The organism is Microbacterium jejuense (assembly GCF_019511665.1).
In the GTDB taxonomy this organism is placed as follows: Bacteria; Actinomycetota; Actinomycetes; order Actinomycetales; family Microbacteriaceae; genus Microbacterium; species Microbacterium jejuense_A.
The window spans coordinates 233942-252632 of record NZ_JAEUAW010000003.1 but is presented as its reverse complement, the minus strand read 5'-3'; the positions used below and the strand labels follow the sequence as shown (position 1 = coordinate 252632).

General features: G+C 66.0%; 17 protein-coding genes. 8 read left to right on the top strand and 9 right to left on the bottom strand.

Going from position 1 to position 18691, the window contains the following annotated elements; translation table 11 throughout:
* Positions 1 to 35: 35 nt before the first annotated feature.
* The 4 genes from JNB62_RS05060 to JNB62_RS05045 are packed head-to-tail and all read right to left on the bottom strand — an operon-like array spanning position 36 to position 3780.
* Entirely contained in the window at positions 36 to 1169 is a 1134-nt protein-coding gene (locus tag JNB62_RS05060; RefSeq protein ID WP_220299767.1) for an FAD-dependent oxidoreductase, read from the bottom strand.
* Positions 1166 to 1957: an amino acid ABC transporter ATP-binding protein gene (locus JNB62_RS05055; protein WP_220299766.1), complete on the bottom strand. Its 792-nt coding sequence runs from the start codon at positions 1955 to 1957 to the stop codon at positions 1166 to 1168. The genes JNB62_RS05060 and JNB62_RS05055 overlap by 4 nt, the downstream gene beginning before the upstream one ends.
* A complete protein-coding gene (locus JNB62_RS05050; protein ID WP_220299765.1) occupies positions 1954 to 2781 on the bottom strand; it encodes an amino acid ABC transporter permease in 828 nt (275 codons plus the stop codon). Before JNB62_RS05050 ends, JNB62_RS05055 begins: the two co-directional genes overlap by 4 nt.
* Positions 2782 to 2826: 45 nt before the next feature.
* A complete protein-coding gene (locus tag JNB62_RS05045) occupies positions 2827 to 3780 on the bottom strand; it encodes a transporter substrate-binding domain-containing protein (RefSeq protein WP_220299764.1) in 954 nt (317 codons plus the stop codon).
* A gap of 181 nt (positions 3781 to 3961) precedes the next feature.
* On the opposite strand from JNB62_RS05045, the gene JNB62_RS05040 reads away from it, so the two are divergent.
* The 4 genes from JNB62_RS05040 to JNB62_RS05025 all read left to right on the top strand — a co-directional run bounded on the left by JNB62_RS05040 (position 3962) and on the right by JNB62_RS05025 (position 10828).
* Positions 3962 to 5017: a LacI family DNA-binding transcriptional regulator gene (locus JNB62_RS05040; protein WP_220299763.1), complete on the top strand. Its 1056-nt coding sequence runs from the start codon at positions 3962 to 3964 to the stop codon at positions 5015 to 5017.
* A 70-nt stretch (positions 5018 to 5087) separates the two neighbouring features.
* The gene (locus tag JNB62_RS05035; protein WP_220299762.1) at positions 5088 to 7226 is read left to right on the top strand and encodes a DEAD/DEAH box helicase; all 2139 of its coding nucleotides are present in this window, start codon (positions 5088 to 5090) and stop codon (positions 7224 to 7226) included.
* A 25-nt stretch (positions 7227 to 7251) separates the two neighbouring features.
* On the top strand, positions 7252 to 7887 hold the full coding sequence (locus JNB62_RS05030; RefSeq protein ID WP_220299761.1) for a DUF2290 domain-containing protein: 636 nt from the start codon (positions 7252 to 7254) through the stop codon (positions 7885 to 7887).
* A gap of 100 nt (positions 7888 to 7987) precedes the next feature.
* Complete coding sequence (locus JNB62_RS05025) at positions 7988 to 10828, top strand: NACHT domain-containing protein (protein WP_220299760.1); 2841 nt, start codon at positions 7988 to 7990, stop codon at positions 10826 to 10828.
* Between the two features lie 15 nt (positions 10829 to 10843).
* Here JNB62_RS05025 and JNB62_RS05020 read toward each other — a convergent pair whose 3' ends face one another.
* Positions 10844 to 11725, bottom strand: a complete 882-nt coding sequence (locus JNB62_RS05020) for a hypothetical protein (protein ID WP_220299759.1) — start codon at positions 11723 to 11725, stop codon at positions 10844 to 10846.
* A gap of 191 nt (positions 11726 to 11916) precedes the next feature.
* On the opposite strand from JNB62_RS05020, the gene JNB62_RS05015 reads away from it, so the two are divergent.
* Positions 11917 to 12201 carry a helix-turn-helix domain-containing protein gene (locus JNB62_RS05015; protein WP_308291729.1) on the top strand — a complete coding sequence of 95 codons (285 nt, stop codon included), beginning with the start codon at positions 11917 to 11919 and terminating at the stop codon, positions 12199 to 12201.
* 43 nt (positions 12202 to 12244) lie between these two features.
* Here the strand turns inward: JNB62_RS05015 and JNB62_RS05010 are convergent, their stop codons facing one another.
* From JNB62_RS05010 to JNB62_RS04995, 4 genes are all read right to left on the bottom strand, one after another.
* On the bottom strand, positions 12245 to 12382 hold the full coding sequence (locus JNB62_RS05010; protein WP_220299758.1) for a hypothetical protein: 138 nt from the start codon (positions 12380 to 12382) through the stop codon (positions 12245 to 12247).
* 255 nt (positions 12383 to 12637) lie between these two features.
* Positions 12638 to 13915, bottom strand: a complete 1278-nt coding sequence (locus JNB62_RS05005; protein WP_220299757.1) for a hypothetical protein — start codon at positions 13913 to 13915, stop codon at positions 12638 to 12640.
* Between the two features lie 686 nt (positions 13916 to 14601).
* On the bottom strand, positions 14602 to 14934 hold the full coding sequence (locus JNB62_RS05000) for a helix-turn-helix domain-containing protein (RefSeq protein WP_220299756.1): 333 nt from the start codon (positions 14932 to 14934) through the stop codon (positions 14602 to 14604).
* Positions 14931 to 16013 (bottom strand): tyrosine-type recombinase/integrase, encoded by a 1083-nt coding sequence (locus tag JNB62_RS04995; RefSeq protein ID WP_308291728.1) that lies wholly within the window; start codon positions 16011 to 16013, stop codon positions 14931 to 14933. The genes JNB62_RS05000 and JNB62_RS04995 overlap by 4 nt, the downstream gene beginning before the upstream one ends.
* A 207-nt stretch (positions 16014 to 16220) precedes the next feature.
* On the opposite strand from JNB62_RS04995, the gene JNB62_RS04990 reads away from it, so the two are divergent.
* The 3 genes from JNB62_RS04990 to JNB62_RS04980 are packed head-to-tail and all read left to right on the top strand — an operon-like array spanning position 16221 to position 18666.
* Positions 16221 to 16883: a CpaF family protein gene (locus tag JNB62_RS04990; protein WP_374450334.1), complete on the top strand. Its 663-nt coding sequence runs from the start codon at positions 16221 to 16223 to the stop codon at positions 16881 to 16883.
* Positions 16880 to 17740, top strand: a complete 861-nt coding sequence (locus JNB62_RS04985) for a type II secretion system F family protein (protein ID WP_220299754.1) — start codon at positions 16880 to 16882, stop codon at positions 17738 to 17740. Before JNB62_RS04990 ends, JNB62_RS04985 begins: the two co-directional genes overlap by 4 nt.
* A complete protein-coding gene (locus JNB62_RS04980; protein WP_220299753.1) occupies positions 17737 to 18666 on the top strand; it encodes a type II secretion system F family protein in 930 nt (309 codons plus the stop codon). Before JNB62_RS04985 ends, JNB62_RS04980 begins: the two co-directional genes overlap by 4 nt.
* Positions 18667 to 18691: the final 25 nt, after the last annotated feature.

Genomic DNA, 18691 nt, shown 5'->3' with positions numbered 1-18691 from the left:
CGCGGGGCTGCAGCGCGGCAGAACGAAGGGTGTTTCTACGAGGCGAGGAATCGCCCCGGATCGGCGAACCTCAGTGCCTCATCGTCCGCTCCAGTGACGGCGTCGGCGACGAGCTTTCCGATGCCGGCTGACATCTTGAATCCCTTCCCGGAGAACCCGGTCGCCAGGTACGCCCCGGTGCCGGGGTCGCGGCCGATCAGCGGCTGGTAGTCGGAGGTGTAGAGCTCGGGGAATGCGTCGGAGCGGACGACGTCGGGGATGACGGAGGTGAATCCGCTCGCGACCGCTCGGGTGATCCGGATCGCTTCGTCAGGAGCGAGAGACTGTTCGATCTGGTCGGGTGAGTCGGCGGTCAGGGCCTCGGCTAGGGCGACCTTGATCATGGTGCCGTCCGTCGCCGGCGCGCCGTAGATGTCGATGCCGGGAGTGACTCGCTTGAACACGGGGAACCGCTCGGGAGTGTAGGCGGCCGGATCGGACAGACCGAACCACATCAGGGCGGTCCGCCGCGGCTCTGTGAAGGAGCGGAGCTCTTCGGACAGCAAACTGCCGCTCCAGCTGCCTCCGGCGATGATGACGTCGCCGGCAGCGAACACCGATGTGGCCGTGCTGACGACGAATCCGCCAGAGCGGGAGCGGGTGATCTTGCGGACCGGGTCGTGTTTGATGACCTTGGCCCCTGCCTCGACGGCGAGGGCGACAGAGGACTGTACGGCGGCGTCGGTGCGCACGAACCCGCCGAGGGGGTCGTAGATCACAATGTCGTCTTCCATAAGCCGGTGCTGCGGGTAGCGTTCCCGCGCGTCGCTTTCGCTGAGTCGTTCGGCTGTGGCGCCGGTTTCGCCGATGCTGTCGATGAGTTCGCGCATGTAACCGTGCTGCTCCGGTCCGATGTAGAGGCAGCCGGTCTGTTCGTAGATGCTCCGACCGGTGCGCTCGTTCAGGGCGTTCCACTGAATGAGCGACTCGTCGATGATGCGGTGGTACTGCGGCCCCTCCGGTAGAGCGAAGCGGAACAGCCGGGTGTCGCCGCCGACTGCGGTGCGCGTGTAGGCGGGGCTGAACTGCTCGATGCCCAGCACGCTTCCGGCCTGCTTCTCGGCCAGGTGTCGCAGCACCTGGGAGCCGATGCTGCCGAGGCCGACGACGACCAGATCGAAGGATTTCATCGTTCGAGAACTCTTTCCAGGAATTGCTGCGTGCGCACGTTGGTGGGGGAGGAGAAGACGGCGTGCGCTTCACCGCTTTCGACGATCTCGCCACCTTCCATGAAGATGACCCGGTCGCACACGTCGCGGGCGAAGCCCATCTCGTGGGTGACGACGATCATGGTGAAGCCGCGGGTGGCAAGGTCTTTGAGAACCTTGATCACTTCGCCGACGAGCTCCGGGTCCAGTGCGCTGGTCGGTTCGTCGAACAGCATCACGCTGGGTTCCATCGCCAGAGCGCGTGCGATGGCGACGCGCTGCTGCTGGCCGCCGGAGAGTGTCCGCGGGTAGCGGTCGGCGAATTTCGCCATCGCTACCTCCTCCAATCGCGCCATTCCGTTTGCCCGGGCCTGGGCGGCGGGGACGCCCTGCACGGTGCGGGGGCCGACGGTGACGTTCTCCAGCACCGTCATGGACGGGAACAGGTTGAACGACTGGAACACCATGCCGATGTGTGCCCGCTGTCGCGCCAGCTGCTGCGGGGTCAGTTCGGCGTACTCGTACCGGCCTCCCGGGGTGGCGCGCCGGCCGATCTCTTCGCCGTTGACCAGGATGGAGCCGCCGTCGATCTTCTCCAGCGCGTTGATGCAGCGCAGCAGGGTGGACTTGCCGGACCCGCTGGGGCCGATGATGGCGACGACCTCGCCCTTGGCGATGTCGAGGCTGACACCGTCGAGGACGGTGTTGTCGCCGAAACGCTTGATGACCTTGTCGAGAGAGACGGTGCCCTCTGCGGTGGGCCGGTTCATTTCTTGACCGCCTTCTCGATCATTCGCTGGATGATGGTGAGCGCGATGGACACCGCCAAGTACCAAAGGCTGACCACGATGAGCAGCGGAATGGTCTGGTACGTGCGGGCATAGATCGCCTGGGCGCTGTAAAGCAGTTCGCTCGCGCCGATAACACTGATCAAGGCGGTGTTCTTGAGCATGCCGATCAGCTGGTTCCAGGTGGGCGGGATGACCACCGGCAACAGTTGCGGCAGGATCACCCGTCGCACCTTGGTCCCGGCGCTCAGGCCGAGCGCGTCGGCGGCCTCGATCTGCCCCTTGGGCAGGCCGTTCAGCCCCCCGCGGAAGATCTCCGACATGTACGCGGCCTCGTTCAAAGAAAGGCCCATGATCGCGGCGATCATCGGGGTGATGATGCTGTTCAGGTCGAGTGTGGCGAACTGCGGGCCGAACGGAATGCCGATGCTGAAGTCCGGGTATAGCGCGGAGATGTTGTACCAGAAGATCAGCTGCACCAGCAGAGGTGTACCTCGGAAGAAGACGATGTACACCTCTGCGGCGCCACGGACGTAGGCGCTGCGCGCCAGACCCATGAACGCGAGGATCAGACCCAGCACCACGGAGATCGCCATGCAGACGAAGGTGATCCAGATGGTCACCCACAGTCCCTCGAGGATCGAGGGGGCGAACAGGTACTGCGCGACCACATCCCACTGGTAGTTGGCGTTGGTCAGCAGGCTCAGCAGCAACAGCACGGCGACGATCGTCACCAGCACGTAGAACACGTACTGTCTGCGGGGAATGAACGGCTTCGTCGGGCCGCGTGTGAGAAGAGTGGTCATTGGTCTTACCTCTAGTCCGGGGTCGGATGCGAGCAGCGAACGCGGTTACTGCTGGACGACGTCGGTCTGCGTCAGACTGGTCTGATCCAGGGCGTAGTTTTCGATGCCCCACTTCTCCAGCACCTGCGCGTAGGTGCCTTCGTCCATCAGCTCCTGGAACGCCTCGGCGACAACTTCGGTCAGCTCCGAGCCCTTCGGCAGGCCCAGGTTGTCGTGGCTCCAGGTGTTCTCCAGGGTCAGCGACTTGAACACCTCCGGGTTGCGGGCGGCCGCATATGCCGCAACGGTGCCGTTTCCGATCCACGCCTCCACGCGACCGGACCCGAGCGCGAGGATCGCTTCGTTGTTGGTGCCGTATGCGGTGAAGGTCACGGGGTCGAGGCCTTCGGCCTCGCACTCCTCGTTGATCGCGGGAATCGTGTTGCTCTCCTGGTAAGAGCCCGACAGCACACCGATGTGCAGGGCACACAGGCTCGTGGTCTTCTCCGTGACGTCGTTCGGGTTGTCGGCGGGAATAGCGATACCGCCGCTTCCCTGCATGTACTCGACCATGTCCAGCTGCGCTTCCCGCTCCGGGTTGCGGGAAAGGTTGTTGACCGCGATGTCGTATCGCTGCGCCGCGAGGCCCGGCACGATCTGAGCGAGCGGGACGTTCTCGATCTTCGGCTCGAGACCGAGCTTCTCCGTCAGCAGGTTCGTGAAGTCGACGTTGAAACCCACAGGGTCGCCGGCTTCGTCGATGAACCGCGCCGGCGGGCTGCTGAGGTCGATCGCGACGGTGAGTGTGTCACCGAAGTCTGCCGGGAGTTGCGCGGCGAGATCCTCATTCACCGTGGTGGTGATCTCTTCGGTGGGGATGTCGTCAGCGAGGCCAGCGGCGGTCGGAGCCCCGGTCGGTTGCGGCGTCGATCCGTTGGAAGACTGGGAACTGCAGCCAGCGAGGGTCAGCGCGCCCATCAGGGCGACGGTGATGGGTACGGCGATGTGACGCATTTTCATGATGTGCTTCTTTCGAGCTCGGCGGTGAGGGAAGGAACTTCAAATGGTGCTCTCGGGTCTTGTGGACCATTTGAGAGTCCGGACTCGCAACGCTGCGTGTGAGTCCGGACTCGCACTAGACTAGGACTGTATTGTTTCGATTGCGTTAATGCAAGCGCCCAACCGATTTCTTGGAGTCAAGATGGCCTCTTCGGTGCCGACCAAGCCGCCTACCGCGGCAGACGTGGCCACGCTCGCAGGGGTCTCCAAAGCGACGGCGACACGGGCGCTTGGTGGTTACGGGCGGATAAACGAGGAGACGAAGCGTCGGGTGCTAGCAGCTGCGAACCAGCTGGGGTATCACCCAAACGCTGCCGCGCAGACGATGAACACTGGGCGTTCGGGCTCCCTTGGGATCGTGGCACGAGGCATCACCAACCCGGTGTGGCCGGTCGCCTTCCAGGGGATGGTCGACGCGGCACGCCTCCAAGGTCTGGCCGTGCTGTTCGCCGGATCCGGATTCGAGGTCAGCGAGGAACGCAAAGCGATTCGCCTGCTTCTCGGCAAGCAGGTCGACGGACTCATCGTGTCCGCAGCCGACCGGCGGGATGTCGAGCATTTGCAGCGGATCACGGCGGTAGGCACGCCGCTGGTGCTTTGGGAGCGCAGGGTGCCGGGCTTGGACGCGCCGGTCATCGAAGCCGACATGCGGCAGGCCAGTTCTGAGTTGACCCGGCGCCTGCTCGACTTGGGACACCGACGCATCGGATTCGTGTCGTCGCTGGCGATGCCCCAGGCCGCTTACAGCATCGGCGCCGAACTGCCCGCATCGATCATTCAGGACAAGGTCGAAGGGCTGTTCACCCCGTTTAGCGAAGCCGGGATTGCGCCGCCTGTTGATCTGGTCAGGTTCCCGGAGCGCGACCGGGATGCCATAGCCGCGGCCTACCATTCCCTCCTCGACGGTCCCAATCCACCTACAGCGCTCATTGCCTCCGATAGCCAGATCGCCGAGACCATGCTGGATGTCGTTCGATCCCGGGGACTTCGGATTCCCGGTGAGGTCTCTCTGGCCATGTACGACGACTTGTCTTGGGCACGTCTTGTGGATCCGCCGCTCACTGTCATCGCGCAACCCGATTACGACATGGGCAAATGCGCGGCTGAACTCGCCATGAACCCGGCCGGCGCATCGACGCTGCCATCCTTCTCGGCGCGTCTGATCCTGCGCGGCAGTGTGGGGCGCGCTCAGGACTAGCCCCGCGCGGGCGTCGTCGCTGGCCCACGGCGGGATAGATTTGGGCTCGATCTGTCGACGAAGGGGTCTCATGGCACTGGAAGTGGTTCACGGTCAACCCGACAACCGGGCGGCGGCTCTTCACCTAGCGGATGTGGCCGCTTCATTGGTGGAAGACGGGACCATCTACCTGGGCTACCCGGTGCTCGCGACCGCGGACGATCGTGTCGAGATAGACGCACTGCTGGTGTCGCAGTCCCACGGTCTGATCGCGTTCCGTTTCGCCGACGTCCTGCCGGCGACGGTGGACGACTGGCTGGTGCTGAGTTCCGAGCAGGACTCGATCTACAACACCCTCGAAAGTAACCTGTCCCGGCACGAGTCGTTGCGTCAGGGGCGCCAGTTCGCGGTGGATATTGGCACGATCACTCTACTGAGCGCAGACCTCGGGCCTTCCCCGATTAGCACCGCAGCAACCTTTGCGACGTTTGAGCAGTTGCCTGACCTGGTCGCTTCCCGGCCGCCGCTGGATGCAGACCTGTACCGAAGTCTCGAGGCTGCACTGCAGCGGGTGACCACCATTCGCCCTGCGAAGCGACGTGTGGATGTGAAGAGCGACACCAGCCGCGGCGCGACGATGAAGGTCATCGAACGTGGCATCGCCAACCTGGACTTCTGGCAGAAGAAGGCGGCTATCGAAACGCCCGACGGCCCGCAGCGGATCCGTGGGCTGGCGGGTTCCGGGAAGACGATCGTGCTGGCGTTGAAGGCGGCGTTGCTGCACGCGCAGAACGAATCGTGGAATATCGTCGTCACGTTCTCCTCCCGTGCGCTTTACCAGCAGTTCGAGGACCTTGTGAAGCGGTTCTCCTTCGCGCACATGGATGACCTGCCCGACCCGGAACGGCTGTCGATCATGCACGCCTGGGGTTCCCGGGGACGCGACGGCGTTTACACCCGGTTGGCGGACGCGTTGGGTGTGCAGCCGCACAACTTCCGTTCTGCGGAACAGAAGTTCGGCCGGGAGGACGCGTTCGAGGGTGCCTGCCAGGAGCTGTTGGAGATCGCCCGGCAACGCGAGGACATCCCCCCGCTGTTCGATGCTGTCCTGATCGATGAGGCCCAGGATCTGCCGCCGGCGTTCTTTCAGCTCGTTCACCTGTTCACCAAGGACCCGAAGCGGGTGGTGTGGGCGTACGACGAGTTGCAGAAGCTTGACGAGACCGAGATGGCCAATGTCGCGGAGCTGTTCGGTCGGACACCGACCGGTGAGCCAGTGGTGAACATCCAAAACCGGGACGATGAGCCGCGCCGCGACATCGTGTTGCCGGTCTGCTATCGCAACACGCCGTGGGCGTTGGCCACGGCGCATGCCATCGGTTTCGGCGTGTACCGGAGCGGTGGGCTGGTGCAGCACTTCGACGACCCTCAACTGTGGGAAGACATCGGGTACCGGCTGGATGCGGGCGCGTTGACCCTCGGGTCGTGGGTGGAGTTGGAACGCTCCGCCGACAGCTCACCGAAGTACTTCCTGGAGCGGATGGACAGTGCCGACGCCGTGGTGTTGCGCGGCGACTTCAAGGACGAGCAGGCGCAGGACGAGTGGGTTGCGGAGCAGATCATCCGCGACGTCACCGATGGCGAGCTCGAACACGATGACATTCTGGTCGTACTGCCCAGCGCCTACACCTCCAAACGCCGGTACGTCCGGCTGGCGCGCACGTTCGAAGAGAAGGGGCTGCCCAGCCACCTCGTCGGTGTGAACAACAGCACCGACGAGGTGTTCATCCGCGGCTCCATCGCCGTCGCGCACATCTTCCGTGCCAAAGGCAATGAAGCGCCGATGGTGTATGTAGTGGATTCGCAGTATGCCGGCGCGCCGTTCAGCGAGGTCAGCCGACGAAACACGATCTTCACCGCCATCACCCGCAGCAAGGGGTGGGTGCGGGTCTGTGGGTGGGGGCCAGCGATGGCGGGCATCGCGGGGGAGGTCACGCAGGTGCAGCAGGCGGACTTCAAGCTGCGTTTCACCATCCCGAGCGCCGCTGAGCTGGCGGAGATGCGTCGGGTGAACGCGGACCTGCAGCCCGACAATGCGGCAGCGCGTGGGTTGATGACGTTGGAGGAACTCGCCGGGGCGCTGGAGCGCAACGAGATCACGGCCGAGCAGTTGCCCCCGAAGCTCGTCCGGCAGCTCAACCAGTTGAGCATCCCCGATGACGACCTCTAACTCGCTGGGGAGAACTATCCGCGAGATGCTCGACGTCCTGTTCGAGGCGGAGCTGGTCCTCATCCCGAACCCGGTCGCTGTCGACGGGGACGTGGTGACTTGGAAGTCGCCGACACCTCTGGCACGGTTCGTGGATTTCGCCGATTACCCCACGGTGCGCACGTACCGGCGGTGGGCGGAAGCGGGCGAGTACTCGGCGTTGCTTCCGGACGGGGCGTTGCTGCAATTGCGGTACACGGTCAGCGACGGGGCAATCGCCGCGCACCGGCTCGCCTACGTGCCGTGCCCGTACCGGGTGGATCGAGACATGCTGCTCAGTGAGGCGCTGTCCGACGTGCTCGATGTGCACGCGGTCGGCTCTCACGACGAGGTCACCATGCAGAGCACGGTGAGGTTCGACTACGATCCGGGTTCCGCCGCCGACGAGCACCCGGCGGCGCACCTGACGTTGAACGTCGCCAGCTGTCGGATCGCGTGCGAGTCACCGATGACGCCGGCGCAGTTTGTCCGGTTCATTTTCCGCAATTTCTACGCCGCACAGTGGTCGGCTCATCGGGCGCTTTTCGATTCGCTGCCGGACACCGAACACGACAGCACCATCACAGACGCCGAGCGCCTGAGCCCCCATGTGGCTTGGCGGCGGGCGAGCGCCACCACGTAGCCCGTTCGGTGTGCCAAAGGTGTCGGCCGTCCCCGATGTGTCGTTGCCGTGGAGGACCGCTCAGCGCGGTGGCGGTTTGCGGGTGAGGTTGTCTGCAAGGATGGGCGGCGGCGTCGACGGGAGGCTTTTGGTGGCGCAGGACTATCCGCTGGAAGAGCTCAGTCCTCGTGCGTTCGAGCAGCTGACCGTCGCGGTCGCATCCAAGGTCCTCGGGTCGGGTGTGGAGGCATTCGGGTCGGGGCCGGACGGTGGCCGAGAGGCGACGTTCCGCGGCCGCGTGGACTGGTCGAAGACGGACCCGGCCGACGAGGGCGCGTGGAACGGGTATGTCGTGATCCAGGCGAAGCAGTCGGAACATCCCTCGCATAAGCCTGGTCAGAACCTGAGCTGGCTGATCAAGCAGGTCGACGCCGAGCTGGAGTCGTGGATGAAGGACTCGAGTCGGCGCGGCGAGTTCCCTCGGTATCTGATCTTCGTTACCAATGTGCGTTTGTCCAGCGTCCCCGGTTCGGGGATCGACGCTATCGCCGCGCACATCAAGTCTCGGCTCCACGAACCGTGGAATGGTGTGAAGTCGAATACCCTCTTCGCGCGAGGCCTGCGGGAGGGGCGGGTGTGGCATCGTGACCAGCTGAACGCGTGGCTGACCGTGAACGACAGCATCCGGCTGGCGTTCAAGGGACTCCTCACCGTCGGCGACGTCCTCTCCCGGCTTGGTCAACTGGGCGGCCTGCTCGACCCGGAGCAGTTCGCTCCCGTACTGACCGCGCACGCCACGAACACATTGACCACCGAGCGATGGGTGAGCTTCCGTGAGGCCGGCGGTACCACCCGGGAATCGGTCGAGAACATCTTCATCGATCTGCGGGTGGACAACCCGATGCGGGAGACTCGGTCGGCCACTGATCAACCATTGTCCGTCCTGAAAGAGGTGCTGCAGCGGTCGGACATGGTCCTCAAACCGTCCGTGGTCAAGGACGGGTTCCGGCGTCATGTGGTGCTGACTGGGCAGGCGGGCAGCGGCAAGAGCACAGTGACCAAGTTCCTCACCCAGGCGATCCGGTCCCGGTTCGCCGCCGACGAGCCGCTGACCGCCACCGACCGTGAGGTCATCGACGGTACCGACGCGGCGCTGGCAAGGATGGGGGTGGCCCCACCACGCGGACGGCGGTGGCCGATGCGGGTGAACCTCGCCGACTTCGCTGACGCGGTCGGACCGGATGGGGGGATCAGCCTGCTGCGGTGGATCAGCGACCGGATCACCGATCGGGCCGGATTGGACATCAAACCAGCGACACTTCAGAACTGGCTGCGGTACTGGCCATGCGTGGTGATTCTTGACGGCCTCGATGAGGTGACGGCTCCGGAGGTGCGGCCCCGGGTGCTCGACGAGATCACCCAGTTCGTGGAGAAGGCGGAGCTGGAGGACGCTGATCTGCTCGTGGTGGTCACCACCCGACCCACCGGGTACACGGAACGATTGATGCCGACCCACTTTCAGCAACTGGACCTTGCCTACCTCGACGGCGAAGAAGCCATCGACTATGGCCGGCTGGTGACCAACCGGCGGCTGTTCGATGACCTCGACCGCCGCGACCAGCTGATCGCCACGTTTGAGAAGCAGACGAAGCTGCCCGCGATGCTGCGTCTGATGAAGACACCGCTGCAGGTGCTGATAATGACGATCCTCCTTGAACGCGCCGGGGTGCTGCCCGCCGACCGATTCCAGCTGTTCTCCCGCTACTTCGACACCATTTATGAGCGCGAGTCAGCGAAGAACACCACTCTCGCTCCGCTGCTGTCCCAAGAGCAGAAGGTGATCGTCGACCTGCATGAAGCGGCGGGTTTGGAACTGCAGATACAGAGTGAGTCCTCCAACGACGCGCGAGCAGTGCTGCCGATGGCAGGCCTGCGCGCCTTGCTGGAGGACCGGCTGACGGTGCTCGGTCACCCCGCTGGTCCGAAACGTGACCGGATTGCCGACCGAGTCATGCAGGCCACCACAGAGCGGCTAGTGCTGCTGGTCCCCGCTGAGGACGATAGCGTCGCGTTCGAGATCCGCAGCCTCCAGGAACTCATGGCTGGCCGGGCGCTGCAGAAGGCGCCCGACGATGTCCTGCGAGAGCGGCTGACGCTCGCGGCGCCGAGCCCGCACTGGCGTAACACCTGGGTTTTCGTCGCTGGTGGGGTCTTCGCCGAAGGCGCCGATCACCAACGCGACATGGTGGTCGACATCGTCGAGTCCGTCGACCACACTTCGCCGTGGCCAGGCTGGCTCAGCCCGGTCGGCCCCGAACTGGCCGCAGCATTGCTGGACGACGGCCTAGCCACGCAGACACCGAAATGGCAGCGCCGACTGACCGATGTCGCACTGCGGGCCATCACCGGCCCGTTCCCGGCGGAGGTGCACACCGTCGCGGCAGGTCTCGCCGCGGCGGCCGGCGCCGACGACGCGTTGCGGATGCACGTGCGCAACGCGCTCATGCTTGGGCTGGCCGGCGCACCCCGCGCGGCCGTGGCGGCGCGCCTGCTGCTCGCGCTTGCACAGCTGGACATGTTCGTTCCCGGCGCCTCGATGCGTCTCCCCGAAGCCAGCGGTACCCCGGTGGGGCCGGTCGAGATCGGCCCGGCGCTGCGCGCGAGACTGCCGGAGATGCCCGATCCCACCGCTGCCGCGACGGCCCTGGAACCCGTGCTGACCGAGGTCGATGACGTGCGCGTCGCCGACTACGGCGGCGGGGAGGTTGGCATCGCCAACCCCACCCGCCTCGTCCCGTGGGATGGAGCGTTCGTCGAGACCATCAACGATCCCGTGACTGGGGGACTGCTCGAGCTGCTCGTCGGCGCGCTGGAACCCGAACAGTGGCACATCGGCCACGCGCTCGGCATCGTCTACCGGGTCGCCGCGGCACGCAAACCTATCGGCGACCTGCTGCGCTGAGTGGCCGGCGGGTGTCTACGCCGAAGCTTGCCGACGGGAAGCGGCCTCCGCATTCTTCTCAGCCGCGTGCCGAGCACAGAACGTGTACACCCACAGGTCGATCACGTACTGCCCGGCGGGTGCACCGCACAACTCACACATTCGGGCACTTTCTGCCTCAGCGGCAGCGATTGCCTCATCGAACGGTTCCGGCTCAGGCGATCCATCACCGGTGGCCGAGGCGTAGTAGCGAAGGACACCGAACTTCGCCTTGCACTGATAGAGCACGTAACCGGGAGCCATCGATCCCAAGCGTTCGTCCAGTCGGACCAGCAGCGAGAACCATCCCGGGCCGACATCGATCAATTCCGGCCAGCCGGGAGCGAACCGGTCAACGATCGCCCGAAGCCGCGGCGCGGCCTCTCCTGTCACTGGTTCTGCTTGCGCGAAGCCCCGGCGGGAGCCCGTCCGGTGAGGGGTGTCGCTATTGACGCTGGCTGGGTGTCGGGGCGATGCGCCGCCGTCCTGTTGACGTCGTCGCGACCGCGACCGAAACTCGCGGCCCACGCGAAGACTGCGGGTGACGTCCTTATCCCAACTGATCATGCCGCGACGGCGCCACTCAATGGCGACGTGCCCCCGGAAGCCGGTGACAGCGCGGCGCCGCTCGTGATGATTGAGGCCGTCCGGAAAAGGCCCCGGGATGCCGTCAGTATCAGGGAGGAGATGGGTGAAAAGCTCAGCGAAAGTCGGCCCGTGAGATGTGCGCCGACGTGTTTGGGCGATGAACACCGCGGCAGCCAGCGCCCATTCGTCTGCCGTGTCCTCTCCCGTGAACTCCGAGAACATGATTTGCCATGCCGACGGCGGGGGAGCGGTGATGCCGCGCCACCAGATCGGAAATGGTTCAGCCGCCACCGGCCACCTACGCAATCCCGGTCCTGTTCGCGAGCCGGTTGCACGATGGGACCGGCTGTCATCGCGAACGGCAGCACACGTGCAGGAGACGCGGACCAGTCCGCCGAGACGATGATTGTTTCGTATGGCCTCACGAATTATGCCATACGGACTAGGCCATCGGTGGTGACAACGATCGCAACGCTGGGAGGGTGGGACGGCGCAGCGACGACATCGAGGCCGAGTGGGGTGCGTATGTTCAGCGCATCGCCACCGCGCTGCGGCGCCGCCGGCTGGCGATCGGGCTGAGCCAGGAAGCCGTCGCATACCGCGCTGGCCTCACCCGATACACGTATCAGAAGTATGAGAAGGGCGAGTCTCGCCCCGGGACTGCCGCGAACCCCACGCTGCGTTCTTTGCTCGCGTTGTCGCAAGTACTCGAGGTTCCCCTCGACAGCCTGATTCCAGACTCCGCCCCGGATCTCCGCAGTCGGTGACAACGCCGCTGACAGTCGGAGGCGGCATGGTGGCCTATGCCGATCAGTAGCGGTCCTTCTCCCAGGAGATGTATTCGCGGTCTTCATCGGTGACGCCCGAGTTCACCCCGATCGATTGCAGCCAGGCGTTCATGAGGCGGCACAGATCTGCGAGGATCACGCCGATCTGTGACGGTGTCATCGGTTCATCGATGGGACGCAGCCGGTGGAAGCTCAGGCTCCACGCATCCCAGCTGTCCTCGAGGTAGTCGGTTCACCCCTCCGGCAGCGGGTGCGGACGGCGGGGTGTGCCTCTCTCGTCGAGCCCGAGCTCCGGAGCGAGATACGCCAGGACACGGACCATCCCGTTGCGGCGACCAGGGTGCGATAGTGGGCCGCGTCGATGTCGACTCGCCAGGAGCTTCTGGCCTCGCTGCGCGGCGACCGCGCACCGTGTTCAGCGGAGGGTGGGATACGTCGCCCAGCCGCTCCCGGCGAGTCGCCACCATCGGGTGGCTGCGGTGCTCGACAGGCCGAGCAGGTCGGAGATCACCCGAGGGTGCATGTGCTGCGCGAGCTCGATCAGCGCCGTCGCCCTCGCGTCCGCGAGGCTCACACCGTGGAGCCGGAGCCGTCGGGTGATCGCCCCTGCGGTGATCGGGGCGCCCGGGTTGCGGCCGGGGAACAGCCACCGGTCCGATCTGGCTGCAGATGCCTGCAACTGGTCGACGATCGCACGGCCCAATGGCTCGGGAAGCTCAATCGCATCAGCGGCGATGGTGAGGGTGACCCGATCACCGGACACTTGCACGTCCGATCGTTCGAGTGCCGCGATGCGGGTGGACTGCATGCCGTATAGCAGCGTGAGCAGTCCACTGACACGATCCATCGACGGAATCGTGTCGTCCTTCAAGAATCGGCGCGCAACCCGCCATCGCTCGGCGGGATCCATCCCGGCCACTGCCGTGGTGTGTCGCCGCGGATGCACCGTGAGATGGCTGAGCCGGTTCTGCCGCAGCCACCGGGTGAAATGCGAGAGCGCGTCGGCCTGGCTCGCTGATCCGGTCAGGTAATGGTCCAGTTCGCGTTGCGGAAATGTGGCGAGGGTGTGCCCGCTGCTCCGGATGTGCGCCAGTAGCGTCGCGCACTCACGCAGACGCACCCGGTGTCGGTTCACCCGGTGCTGTGAAGAGGTAGGGCGGGCGACCGGGCGGCGAAGAATCGGGTTGGTGCCCCACGAGTGATACCGCTGCAGGATGAGCCGGTCCTGGGGACTGTCGATAGCGGCCAGCCACAGTTCCAGCCACCGGTCGAATCGAGCCTGGTGCACATCGAGTTCAGGCAGCAAACCCGCGGCCACAAGCAACGACAACAGAAACCCGGCGCTCTGTGGTGTGGAAAGGTCGTCGATGATCGCGCGGGCCTCCAGTGGCAGCAACCCCGACACGAGGTGGCGGATCGCTCGGGCCGCATCGCTTTTCAGCGCCCATCGGTCGAAGGAGTTGGCTGCCCCCGGGTGGGCGAGCAGATACGCCTCGAGCGGCTGGAGGGCATCGGGAACCTGACCATCGGAATTGGTGAGAAGGCGGCGAACCGTCGCAGGGTGCCGGCAGCGATCGCAGAGGCGATGCGCACGGCTGTGAGACACGGAGCCGCAGCCGGGACATTCCAAGGTGACCGGTTCCCCGGCGCATTGCGCGCAGACCATTGAATCGCCGCGCGGATTCGTCAGCATTCGTCGTTCGCCGCAGTCAGGGCATGGGCGCGGGCGGCGCATCCGGAAGTAGCACCGTGTGCAGACCCGGTTCCCGTCAAGATGTGTGGCGACAGGTCCGTCCTGGTCGCACAGTGAGCATCTCTTGTGTGGCGCCCGGTAGCAGCGCACGCAGACAGGGGCGGGCCGGCGACTCATCAGAGTCGCGGTCTGTTCGCACCTGGAGCAGATACCGAACGAGCGCGGGTCGGACCACCAGCAGTTCCGGCAGAGCGTCTCACCGGCGATGGAACGTTGGATGGGTCGGACGTGACCACATCGGGTGCACGGTGTCGATCGGTGGTTGCGTTCGCAGCGAGAGCAATGTCGCCCGCCACCCGGGGCTTTGTGAGGCATCTTCGACACGGCGCGACCGCAACCCTCGCACGTGGGCAGCACCACCTCGCCCGCGCCGGCCTCCGCAAGGGCGTGGCACAGGGCCTGTACGGTTACGGGCACATCTGTGAAACCGCCGATGAGCAGCCGCGGTCGTTGCTCGAGCGCGAGTTGCAGAAGCCGTCGAGTCTTACGGTTCGGGGTGACCTGCAACACGATCCGTGCGATGTCGGCGGCTGGCACTTGGTGCGTCGTGCCTTGGACGGTTCTGATCAGCGAAGCGAGGCCGGCGGCATCCTCTTCAAGTTCGGTGGGCGATCCGCTCACCGAGATCACTGTTCGCGGGGGCGTCGGATGTTAGCGCGAATGGGGCGGAGATCTCCGATACCTTGACTCGGTTCGGCTTCGCCGACCGCCTTGCGCACGGCGATCTCGCGGCGCGTAACGGTGACGAGGTCGTCCATCGAGCAGTCCAGTGCGTCGGTCAGCGCCGCTAGCACGTGGAGGCTGACCCGTGACGGTGTCGCGGTCACTAGCCGGAATATCTGCTCACGTGAAAGTTCGACGCCACGCTCGGCCAGGAGAGGGCCGAGCTTGGTGGTCTGGAAGATCCCGCGTGTCGCCATCACCGCCCGCAGATTCCAAGTGGTTTCGATTTCGATCATTGGGGTCCCTCACTTTCCAGCAGATTTTTCAAGGCGTGCGCCAGCAGGCGGTTCTTATAGTCGGAGCTCACGGAGGCGTAGATCGAGGTCGTCGAGGCGTGTTCGTGCCCCAATTGCTCCTGTACGAAGCGTTCGGCGTAGCCGAACTCGAGCAGATGCGTCGCGAAGGAATGGCGAAGGCTATGCAGAGTGAGTTTGCGGTCAAGTCCCGCCGCGTCCCGCAGGTCGGAGAAACGGCGATCGAGGTAACCCGGGGAAACGCGGGTTCGCCGCTCTGTTACCCAGATGCCGGGTAGATCGCGACCGGCGAACCGTGGGCGGGCCTCTTCAACCCACTGCTGCATTCCTGGCACCCACCAGTCGAACTCCGGGACCAACAGCACGGTGCGCCGCTTCGGCGCTCCGCCCCCTGCAGCCTTACCCCACCGCACATAGAGCGCGCCATACCGACCCCACGATCGCATCGAGCTGTGGTGCAAGTCAGCCAGATCTAAACTGACTGCCTCCGTGCGCCGCAACCCGAACGCGTACACAGTCTTTAGCAGTTGCGCATCCCGAAGGGCCGAAAGGGCGCCCTTGCGACCCGAAGCCACCAAGTCATCCACCCGCGCATCAGCCGTGTTGAACAAGGTCTCCACCTCGTCATACGTCAGAGGGCGCCGACTCCCGTCGCCCTCGAAAGCGAAACGGTGCGCGATCGTGTTCCACGGCAAGCAAACCTGCGAGGGGACCGTGCCGAATTGAGCCTCGCAGATCTCTACCCAGTCATAATGCGGGCTGATCAAGTACTCGCAGAACATCCTGATCGACCCGTGATACCCGCGGAGCGTCGACAGATGTCTTCCGGCTGCGGCTAGATCGACGGTGAACGACTCCACGTCGGCTGGGGTCCATTCCCACGGCGCATGACCGGAGTGTTCACACAGTCGAGTCACTAGCTTCCGGCGGGAGCGAACCATGTCCTCGCGAAGGCCTCGACTGCGCTGCTGGGCCGACCACCCCTCGATCATGGCATCGAGCACCGCCTCCTCGGGTTTCGCAAGCGCGACATTCGACGTCGCCGAGATCAGTCGCAGCACTCCACCAGAACTATCCGAATGTTGCATAACATGCAACAAAGTACGGTTACACGCAGTCGCAAGTCAACGTGCGCCTGGAACAACCCGAAATACACCCTCTACAGTCGAAGTGGTGCAGCCGCGCGCGGATCAAAGTCGAGCAATTTGATCGTCGACAGTTGCGTTTCGTGCAACACGCGATGGTTCATCACCCGCCGGCACTGGGCGGTGAACATCCGCAAGTTCCTCCCGGCCTTCCGCGACCTCGGTCGACTCGTGGCAGCCGGATCGCTCGATCCCGCTGCAGCGGGTCTGCTGCGCGACGCCATGGTCGCTGGGCGGTCCGTGCTCGTCTCGGGAGCGACGCACGCGGGGAAGACCACGCTGCTCGGAGCGCTGATCGCGGCGTGCCCCGATGAGCATCGCATCGTGACGGTGGAAGAGACGTTCGAGCTGGCGGTCGGGGCGCCCGACATCGTCTCCCTCCAGGGCCGGCAGCCGAGCTTGGAGGGGACCGGCGAGGTGACCCTGCGGCGGCTCGTCAAGGAGGCCCTGCGCATGCGCCCCGACCGGCTGGTCGTCGGAGAGGTCCGCGACGCCGAGGCCCTCGACCTGCTGCTCGCCCTCAACACCGGCGTTCCCGGTGCGGCCACCATCCACGCCAACTCCGCTCGGGAGGCACTCGGCAAGCTCGCGGCGCTGCCGCTCCTGGCCGGGCGCAACATCGACTCGGCGTTCGTGCTGCCTGCGGTGGCGGCATCCGTAGACCTCGTCGCGCACTGCGAGCGCGACGCGTCGGGGGCTCGCCGAGTTGTCGAGATCGTGGCCCCCACCGGGGTCGAGGGCGGCGCCGTCGTGGCGCGGACCCTGTACCGGGCCGGTGCAGCATGACCTTCGTGTGGGGCGCGGTCCTCGCCGCGGGGGTGCTGCTCATGCTCTCGCCATGGCTCTGGCCCGCCGGCCGAGATGCTGCGCAGGCGCCCGTTCGTCGCGGACGTCTGGCTCGCCTGCTGGAAGACGCCGGCATGGCGCGCATGTCTCCCACCTCGCTCGTCATCCTTGACGCCGCATGTGCCGTGGTGTGTGCCGCGCTCGCGTGGCTCATCGCCCCGGTGCCGGCCCTCTCGGCGGTCGCCGCGGCAGCGGGAGCAGTCGTACCGTTCGCGTGGCTGCGCGCCCGCTGCACGCGGCTGATGCGCATCCGCCGCGGCCTGTGGCCGGACGTGTGCGACCTGCTGATCGCGTCGGTGCGCGCGGGCATGTCGCTGCCGGACGCGGTGTCGAGCCTGGCAGAGTCCGCCCCCGGCGAGCTGCGCGCCGCGTTCTCGGCCTTCGCTCGCGACATGGCGGCCTCCGGCCATTTCGATTCCAGCATCCTTCGGCTCAAGGCCAATCTCGCCGATCCGGTCGCCGACCGCATCGTCGAGACGCTCCGCATGGCCCGCCAGGTGGGCGGCACCGAGCTGACGGCCGTTCTCCGTGCGCTCGCGTCGTCGGTGCGCGCCGACGCGGCACTGCGTGCGGAGGTGGAGTCCCGGCAGTCGTGGATCCGGGGCGCCGCCGTGCTCGGCGTCGTGGCGCCGTGGGTGATCCTCGCGCTTCTGGCGATGCGCCCCGAAGGCGCGCGCGCCTATGCGAGTCCCACGGGCATCGCCCTCATCGTCGTCGGTGCCGCCGTCTCGTTCGTCGCCTACCGTCTGATGCTGCGCCTGGGCCGTCTGCCGCAGCCGCGGAGGTGGTTCGGGTGATCGCCTTCACGACCACCGATCTCGCGTACGCGGTCGTGCTCGGCACCGCGTTCGGGATCGGCGTCTGCCTTCTCGCGTCGCTCGTGCCCCGCTGGGGAGCGCCGAGCCTCGCGCGGCGCATCGCCCCGTACATCCGCGATGTCACCGATGCGCGCGGTCTCGACCTCCCCGGCGCGACGAGCCCGATCGCCCGTGCGTGGGCGCCGATGCTGCGGCTGCGACTGATGCGGCTGGCAGGCGGTGACGCCGCCCTGGTGCAGCGCCTGCATCGCGCCGGCTGGACGATCGACGCGACGCGCTTCCGCGTGCGCCAGCTCGCGTGGGCGATCGCCGGGCTCGCACTCGGCGGCGTGGCCGTGGTCGCACTGGTGCTGGTGGGGAGGGGCTCGCCGGCGCTCGGGCTGCTGCCGCCCGTCGCGGCCGTGGCGGGCGCGCTCGGGTACGACGCGTGGCTCTCGCGCGCCGCCCGTGGGCGGGCGGCGCGCATCGAAGAGGAGCTGCCGACGGTGCTGGAGTTCCTCTCGCTCTGCCTGTCGGCCGGCGAGGGCATCCTCGACTCGCTGCGGCGCGTCAGCGAGGTGGGGGCGGGGGAGCTCACGACCGAGCTGCGCGGTGTCGTCGTCGCCGTCGGCACGGGCTCGCCCCTGTCGGAGTCACTCACCCGGCTGGCGGCGGGCCTGGAGATCCCCGCGCTCACGCGCTCCGTCGACCAGCTCGTCGCGGCCATCGACCGCGGAGCGCCGCTCGCGCATGTGCTGCAGGCGCAGGCCCTCGACGCCCGCGAGGACGCGAAGCGCACGCTCATCGAACGGGCGGGGCGCAAGGAGATCTACATGCTCTTCCCCCTGGTCTTCCTGATCCTCCCGCTGAGCGTGCTCTTCGCGGTCTTCCCGGGGATCTTCATGCTGCGACTCGGACTCGGCTGACGCCGGAAAGGAAATCATGAGAGAT

Coding starts and splice junctions, on each gene's coding strand:
- JNB62_RS05060 (WP_220299767.1), bottom strand. CDS start 1,169: ATGAAATCCTTCGATCTGGTCGTCGTCGGCCTCGGCAGCATCGGCTCC.
- JNB62_RS05055 (WP_220299766.1), bottom strand. CDS start 1,957: ATGAACCGGCCCACCGCAGAGGGCACCGTCTCTCTCGACAAGGTCATC.
- JNB62_RS05050 (WP_220299765.1), bottom strand. CDS start 2,781: ATGACCACTCTTCTCACACGCGGCCCGACGAAGCCGTTCATTCCCCGC.
- JNB62_RS05045 (WP_220299764.1), bottom strand. CDS start 3,780: ATGAAAATGCGTCACATCGCCGTACCCATCACCGTCGCCCTGATGGGC.
- JNB62_RS05040 (WP_220299763.1), top strand. CDS start 3,962: ATGGCCTCTTCGGTGCCGACCAAGCCGCCTACCGCGGCAGACGTGGCC.
- JNB62_RS05035 (WP_220299762.1), top strand. CDS start 5,088: ATGGCACTGGAAGTGGTTCACGGTCAACCCGACAACCGGGCGGCGGCT.
- JNB62_RS05030 (WP_220299761.1), top strand. CDS start 7,252: ATGCTCGACGTCCTGTTCGAGGCGGAGCTGGTCCTCATCCCGAACCCG.
- JNB62_RS05025 (WP_220299760.1), top strand. CDS start 7,988: ATGGGCGGCGGCGTCGACGGGAGGCTTTTGGTGGCGCAGGACTATCCG.
- JNB62_RS05010 (WP_220299758.1), bottom strand. CDS start 12,382: ATGACACCGTCACAGATCGGCGTGATCCTCGCAGATCTGTGCCGCCTC.
- JNB62_RS05005 (WP_220299757.1), bottom strand. CDS start 13,915: ATGCTGACGAATCCGCGCGGCGATTCAATGGTCTGCGCGCAATGCGCC.
- JNB62_RS05000 (WP_220299756.1), bottom strand. CDS start 14,934: ATGATCGAAATCGAAACCACTTGGAATCTGCGGGCGGTGATGGCGACA.
- JNB62_RS04985 (WP_220299754.1), top strand. CDS start 16,880: ATGACCTTCGTGTGGGGCGCGGTCCTCGCCGCGGGGGTGCTGCTCATG.